This window comes from Saccharospirillum sp. HFRX-2, from assembly GCF_043196805.1.
In the GTDB taxonomy this organism is placed as follows: Bacteria; Pseudomonadota; Gammaproteobacteria; order Pseudomonadales; family Natronospirillaceae; genus Saccharospirillum.
Genome location: NZ_JBEBMU010000002.1, coordinates 348,911 through 355,198, shown reverse-complemented (window position 1 = coordinate 355,198; position 6,288 = coordinate 348,911). Strand labels below are relative to the sequence as shown.

Here is a 6,288-nt window from a genome sequence, read left to right as displayed (position 1 = left end):
GCGGGAATAGCTCAGTGGTAGAGCACAACCTTGCCAAGGTTGGGGTCGCGAGTTCGAATCTCGTTTCCCGCTCCAAAATTCCATCTTGATGGAATGGGCAGGACCTGAGGGTCGCGAGCCGGCATCCCGGCTCAATCGAATCTCGTTTCCCGCCCCAAAAAAATCCTACTTCGGTAGGTGAGTAAGCAAAGCAACAAGCTTACTTTTTGAACCTTCGGGTTCTAAGGCTGGATGGCAGAGTGGTCATGCAGCGGACTGCAACTCCGCGTACGCCGGTTCGATTCCGACTCCAGCCTCCATTTCTTCCTGCTCATATGCAGGAAAGCAACGATCCAACCCTGGGATCGTTCTCCGGTAAGTTCTACGCCCGGATGGTGAAACTGGTAGACACAAGGGACTTAAAATCCCTCGGCCATTGCGGCCGTGCCGGTTCGATTCCGGCTCCGGGCACCATTACAACCCCCATGAATACTGGCCTCCGGCCAATGTGTCTCCTCAATTTCACTCCGGGTCGATGGTGGCTAGGCATCTACGGTTTATTAGGTGATTTCGCATAGCTCAATTTTGATCTGTTGTTCCTTGGGTGGCTCTCGATCAAATTCACTTATCAGTTTCAATGCATACCGGGCTTTCTTTTTTCACTCTGACTCCTTCGGGATCTCAATTCCGACACTGGATTTTGCCAGCGTATAGACACCACAGTTCTGGGTCTGATAAAACTCAATAGCTCAGTATGAGGTGTGTTTTTGCATCTCTTAATCGACACCAATTACAAGGAGTTAATCAGGTGATATTCATAAGGCTCTTGGGGTGGCTGTTTACAGGTGTTTTTGGTTTTTTGGCTATTATTAGTGTGTTTTTAGACTTTTTAGGTTTGACCTGGGTCGGTTATGCGATGATGGCCGGTGCTGTTCATCCTTCAATCAATTCAAACGCCACACGGCGTGTCGCTTCTTTTTTTATTGCCTTTCTCGCTTGTGGGATTCTTGTTATTGGTTCAATTCCCAATCAGATTATTGGGGTCATTTTGGCGTTGTTTTCATGTGCAGTGCTCATTGACTTTAAACAAAAGAAAAAGCGCGAGAGTGAATCAAAAAGCGCCGTGTTGGCCCCTGAAGTAGCCCAGTTCGTTTCACTGTGTGAAGCGGTATTAGCCGACGAATTGGTTCATCAGAATGAAGCTGAATACTTGATGAATTGGTTAGCTAAGAATCCAGTGGCGACGGATGAATCCAATATTGATGATATTCATAACTTACTCAAAATAAGCCTGGAAGATGGCTATTTGGATGGGAACGAAGCCGAAGAGTTGCGGTTAGTGTTAAGCGAGTTTTGCGACCGTATTTTAAATAAAAGCCAGCCGCTCCCGAAGCCGAAGAAGACACACAGGAAAAAGGCGGTTGCTCCCGCCCACGGGGATTTTCTTATTCACTATAAAGACGCAAAGGGCAATGTCAGCGAACGTGAAATCAATGTTAGGGCGATCACTGATAAAAATGGAGTGACATACCTTAAAGCATACTGCCATGCCCGTAGGGCAATGCGCACATTTCGCTTAGATCGAGTGGTTGAAGTAATCGACTTGGGCACAGGCGAGGTTATAGATGCCCGTAAGTTTGTTGGTGCCCTACATTAAATAAGATTCATAGAAATTTATGAGCCTTAAAGCTGAGTTTTCCCAATTAGGTCGGCCAACACTTGCAGCAGGGTCTCTGCGCTGGCCGACGCCTTCGGTTTGTTGGCGCGCTCTAATTAGGGCGGGACTCACCCCTCCGCCAAATGACAAACCGCCTCAATATTGTTCCCGTCCGGATCAAGCACAAAGGCGCCGTAGTAATTCTCGTGATAGGTCGGTCGTAACCCCGGCTTTCCGTTATCAACACCACCGCCTTTAAGGGCCGCTTTATAGAAGGTACCAACCTGGTTTCGGTCTGCGGCACAAAAGGCCAGGTGTCTGGGGGTGTAGGCTTGTTTCACTTCGATGATCCAGAAGTTGGGCTGACCTTCTGGGCCGTAGGCGCACATGCGTTGGGTGGGGAAGTCGGTGTTCCATTCGGCAACGAATTCCATTTGCACCGAATAGCCCAAGGCGGCCAGGGCGTCATCGTAAAAGGTTTTGGTGGCTTCGAAGTCGGTGGCGTAGGTGCTGAGGTGGTCGAACATCCTTGGTCTCCCGTCAGTGATCTAATGGTTGTTGCGTTTACCGCTGTTGCTACATCTCGCTGCCGATTTCCAGCAGGATGCCAGCCGGGGTTCTGACATAAGAGACGATCTGGCCCCAGGGTTTTTGTTGCGGTGCTTTTATTTCTTGGGCGCCTTCGGCGAGTGCAGCCTGATGGGTTGCAGCCACATCGTCAGAGATTAGCGCGACTTCTATACCCAGCGGTAACTCTGATGTGGTGCCGTTGATGTAGCCATCCGGCAGGTTGGCGGCGCCCAGGCTGTGTTTGGCGAATGCCAGCGTGGTGGTGCCGGTATCCAGTTCGCCGTAGTCGCCACTGTCATCAATGAACTTTCTATTCATGCCGAAAGCGCGCTCGAAAAACTCGACGCTGGCGAGGACATCGTCGACATAAGCGATGGTGTAACCGAATTTAACCATGCTGCAGCTCCTCTTGGGTGAACCAGTCGGTTAAAGCGCCAACGCCAATTGACGAGTGGTTTCGCGCTCTGGTCGTACGGTGGTTTGCGCATGACCCAATTGGCGGAAAACAAAGGTCTGGGTGTTGCCAGCCATGGATGCCTGCTTCAGTACTTCGCGACGCAGATCATTGAATTCACCGTGCGGCGGCCATGCCAGAACGGTGCTGCTTAGGCCATTGGCCAGCGCTTCTTCCAGCGTTTTCCAGTAGTCGCTGACTGAGCGGGTATGCACTACTCGAACCTTAGCAGTATCGACGCCGGCACGTTTCAGTGCGCCGTTGTTTGGCAGGCAAGGTGGGGCGATAAAGGTGATCCAACGTTCTTGGTGCTGGCTCAGTTTAGCCAGTGTCGGCACCAGCAAGTGCAATTGGTTCAGACCACCGTGATGGCAAAAGATCTCAGTAAAGGTGCCTTCCGGCTGAGTAGTTTTTGCTTCGCGACGCAGCTGTGCAATGGGCTTGCGCGCTGGGTTGCGCCAAAACTGTGGGTTTTGCATTACCTGGTCGGTGTTGTTCAGGGCGTGCATGGTCGGCTCCTTTACTGTTCAAACATACAGTAGCTGTATTTATATACAGTAAAAATACTGGCGTCAAACGATTTGATGAAAAACGTTTGAAGGCGTTTAAATCAGTCGGAGTGTTTGGCAAGTAAGATGGCGCCCAGGGCAGGCGCCGTCTGGCTAAAGCGGATGTTTAGCGCTGTTGGAACAGGGCGGTCTGGTTGAAGGCACCCTGGTAGTGAACACTAAAAGTATCGAGCATCGACAGGGCGGTTTCGGCTTCGCGCTCTGTGCGGCAAGCAAAGGCGTTAACGCCGCAGCGCGTCATGTAGTCGACTTGGTCAGGCAGGAAGTCGCCGATGGCGCGGATTTCACCCTGGTAACCCAGGCGGTCGCGCAGCAGCCGCGCTTTAGAGAAGCTGCGGCCGTCGGCGAATTTAGGGAAGTGCAGGGCGACTAGTTTGACATTGTCGAGCAGGTCGGCAACGTCTTCGGGCATTTGTTCATCGTTCAGCCACACAGCGGCCTGCTCTGGTAAGTTACCGGCTTCACTCAGTTCCTGATAACGCTGCAGCGGTAAAATAGTCGCTGCAGTAGAAGACACTTTGGCGCTGTCGTCTTCGACCAACACCCAGGCGTCGTCGGTGATCAGCGCGCCATTCTTAATGAGATTTTGCATAGACGCGCTCCTTGAACGGATCCAGGCCGATGCGTTCGACGGTGTCGATGAAGGCTTCTTCAGGCTGGCGGTTTTCGGTGTACACCTGGATGACTTTGTCGACGACCGCCGGAATGTCTTCGGCGTTGAACGATGGGCCGAGGATTTTACCGATGCGGGCGTTCTGACCGGAATCGCCACCGAGCGATACCTGATAGAACTCCTGGCCTTTCTTGTCGACACCCAGGATGCCGATGTTGCCGATGTGGTGATGACCACAGGCGTTCATGCAGCCGGAAATGTTCAAATCCAGATCGCCCAGGTCGTAGAGGTAATCCAGGTCGTCAAACTGCGCCTGGATTGATTCGGCGATGGGGATGGATTTGGCGTTGGCCAGGGCGCAGTAGTCGCCGCCCGGGCAGCAGATGACGTCGGTCAGGGTGCCGATGTTGGCGGTGGCAAAACCCACCAGTTTGGCGGCTTCCCACAATTCGAGTAACTGATCCTGACGGACGTCGGCCAGAATCAGGTTCTGTTCGTGGCTGACGCGCAGTTCGCCGAAGGAAAACTGATCGGCCAGGTGGGCAACGCTGCGCATCTGGTCGGCGGTGCAATCGCCCGGGGCGTAGCCGAGTTTCTTGATCGACAGCGTGACCGCAGCGTAACCCGGCTTTTTATGCAGGTAGACGTTGCGATCGAGCCATTGCGCAAAGCCAGGGTGGTCGGCTTTTTGTTGCGCTAGAATGGCATCAGCATCGGCCAGGTCTTCATAGGACGGGTCGACAAAGTGCTCGGAGACGCGCTCGATTTCGGCATCGGTCAGCGTCGCAGGGCCGTCTTTCAGATGCGCCCACTCGGCTTCAACCTTGTCGCGGAAGGCTTCAACGCCCAGCGCTTTCACCAAAATCTTGATGCGGGCTTTGTATTTATTGTCGCGTCGGCCCAGCAGGTTATAGACGCGCAATATCGCTTCTAAGTAACTCAGCAGATGTTTGCCGGGCAGGAAGTCACGAACTTCCTGGCCCACCAGCGGGGTGCGGCCAAGACCGCCACCTACGAATACCTTAAAGCCCAATTCGCCGGCGTCGTTACGCACCAGCTCCAGGCCGATATCATGAAAACGCACCGCAGCACGGTCGCTGTTGGTGCTGCCATTAACGGCGATTTTGAACTTACGCGGCAGGAAGGCGAATTCCGGGTGCAGCGTGGACCACTGGCGAATCAGCTCGCACCAGGGGCGCGGATCGGCGATTTCATCGCGCAATACGCCGGCAAACTGGTCGGTAGTGGTGTTGCGAATGCAGTTACCGGAGGTCTGGATGGCGTGCATCTGCACTTCGGCCAGGCCAGCCAGAATGTCGGGCACGTCTTCCAGCGCCGGCCAGTTGAACTGGATATTCTGGCGCGTGGTGAAGTGGCCGTAGCCTTTATCATAGGTTTCAGTCAGCTCGGCCAGCTTACGCAGCTTGGTCGAATCGAGCAGACCATAGGGAATGGCGATGCGCAGCATGGGCGCATGGCGCTGAATATAGAGGCCGTTTTGCAGGCGCAGTGGCAGGAATTCGTCGTCGGCCAGCTGGCCGTCGAGATAACGCTCAGTTTGCTCACGGAACTGAGCGACGCGTTCATCGACCACTTTCTGGTCGAACGAGTCGTAAACGTACATCAAGGCAACCTGTATCGGTCTGGTGAAGGTTGGGCGCTACTCTAACGAAGTTTACTTATTCCAGGAATGATTTAATTTTCATAATTTGAGTTCATACCGTTATATGTTGGCGCTTGAACCCAAGCCACTTACAGAGTTAAATGACCGCCGTAGACGGCAGTTCTTGCAGTCGTATTGGCCCTCGCGGCAGGTAGAACAACAATAACAGGAGGACAAACCATGGCCAGCAAGAAAGTTGGAATGAGTGACGCCCAGGCAGACGCCATCGCGGCGGTGGTCATCGTCGTGACCGTTGTCGTTGCTGCTATATATTGGGTGGCGACGGCAGCTTGAAGGTTGTTGTCGATGATAATCCACTCAAGCGGATTTGAATTGTATCGGGGTCGGCCGTGAAGCCGACCTGAAAGAGGGCCGCCAAGGCCCTTTTTCTTTGCCCTTGGCTAGGGAGCCAGAGTGCGCACCAGCAGGATCAGCGCCAGTACGAATAAGGCGGTCATCAAGACGCCGCCGATGATAAACGGCCAGATGCTGGTCGAGTGGAAGTCGCTGACTCTGTTTTTATCGCTTTGCACGCCGACCAGTCCTGCCAACAGACTCAACACCAGCCGCCATAACCGCCCCAGTCGGCCCTCAGTCCGAGGCGTTCGATTTTCCACCATCTTTTTATCTCCTGCTTCGTTTCGGTGTCACTTTCACCATTGCGACCCCAGTCGTCAAAAGGCGACACCGATGCGCCAGCGTACTGGCGAGTGTTTGTCTATGCTAGAGAATAAGGCTGTCACCCCTGACGGCACAATGATTGCCAGCAACCCGTTTGGACTG

The 6,288-nt window shown here is 53.5% G+C and carries 7 protein-coding genes and 3 tRNA genes; 4 read left to right on the top strand and 6 right to left on the bottom strand.

The genetic code is table 11. From position 1 onward, the window contains the following. The 4 genes from ABMA60_RS08280 (at position 1) to ABMA60_RS08265 (ending at position 1,636) form a co-directional block, all read left to right on the top strand. Positions 1-75: transfer RNA gene (locus ABMA60_RS08280), tRNA-Gly, on the top strand. A 150-nt stretch (positions 76-225) separates the two neighbouring features. Beyond that, a tRNA-Cys gene (locus tag ABMA60_RS08275) sits at positions 226-299 on the top strand. Positions 300-365: 66 nt separating this feature from the next. Continuing rightward, positions 366-453: transfer RNA gene (locus tag ABMA60_RS08270), tRNA-Leu, on the top strand. Positions 454-787: 334 nt separating this feature from the next. Further along, the gene (locus ABMA60_RS08265; protein WP_392801375.1) at positions 788-1,636 is read left to right on the top strand and encodes a helix-turn-helix transcriptional regulator; all 849 of its coding nucleotides are present in this window, start codon (positions 788-790) and stop codon (positions 1,634-1,636) included. Positions 1,637-1,764: 128 nt separating this feature from the next. Here ABMA60_RS08265 and ABMA60_RS08260 read toward each other — a convergent pair whose 3' ends face one another. The 6 genes from ABMA60_RS08260 to ABMA60_RS08235 all read right to left on the bottom strand — a co-directional run bounded on the left by ABMA60_RS08260 (position 1,765) and on the right by ABMA60_RS08235 (position 6,125). Then, a complete protein-coding gene (locus ABMA60_RS08260; RefSeq protein WP_392801372.1) occupies positions 1,765-2,163 on the bottom strand; it encodes a VOC family protein in 399 nt (132 codons plus the stop codon). Positions 2,164-2,212: 49 nt separating this feature from the next. Next, on the bottom strand, positions 2,213-2,602 hold the full coding sequence (locus ABMA60_RS08255) for a VOC family protein (RefSeq protein ID WP_392801369.1): 390 nt from the start codon (positions 2,600-2,602) through the stop codon (positions 2,213-2,215). A gap of 30 nt (positions 2,603-2,632) precedes the next feature. Further along, the gene (locus ABMA60_RS08250; protein WP_392801366.1) at positions 2,633-3,169 is read right to left on the bottom strand and encodes a cell division inhibitor SulA; all 537 of its coding nucleotides are present in this window, start codon (positions 3,167-3,169) and stop codon (positions 2,633-2,635) included. Between the two features lie 166 nt (positions 3,170-3,335). Then, entirely contained in the window at positions 3,336-3,821 is a 486-nt protein-coding gene (locus ABMA60_RS08245) for a DUF934 domain-containing protein (protein ID WP_392801363.1), read from the bottom strand. Then, positions 3,805-5,466, bottom strand: coding sequence for a nitrite/sulfite reductase (locus tag ABMA60_RS08240; protein ID WP_392801361.1), 1,662 nt, complete (start codon positions 5,464-5,466; stop codon positions 3,805-3,807). Before ABMA60_RS08240 ends, ABMA60_RS08245 begins: the two co-directional genes overlap by 17 nt. 440 nt (positions 5,467-5,906) lie before the next feature. Then, on the bottom strand, positions 5,907-6,125 hold the full coding sequence (locus ABMA60_RS08235) for a DUF2970 domain-containing protein (protein ID WP_392801358.1): 219 nt from the start codon (positions 6,123-6,125) through the stop codon (positions 5,907-5,909). Between the last annotated feature and the right edge of the window lie 163 nt (positions 6,126-6,288).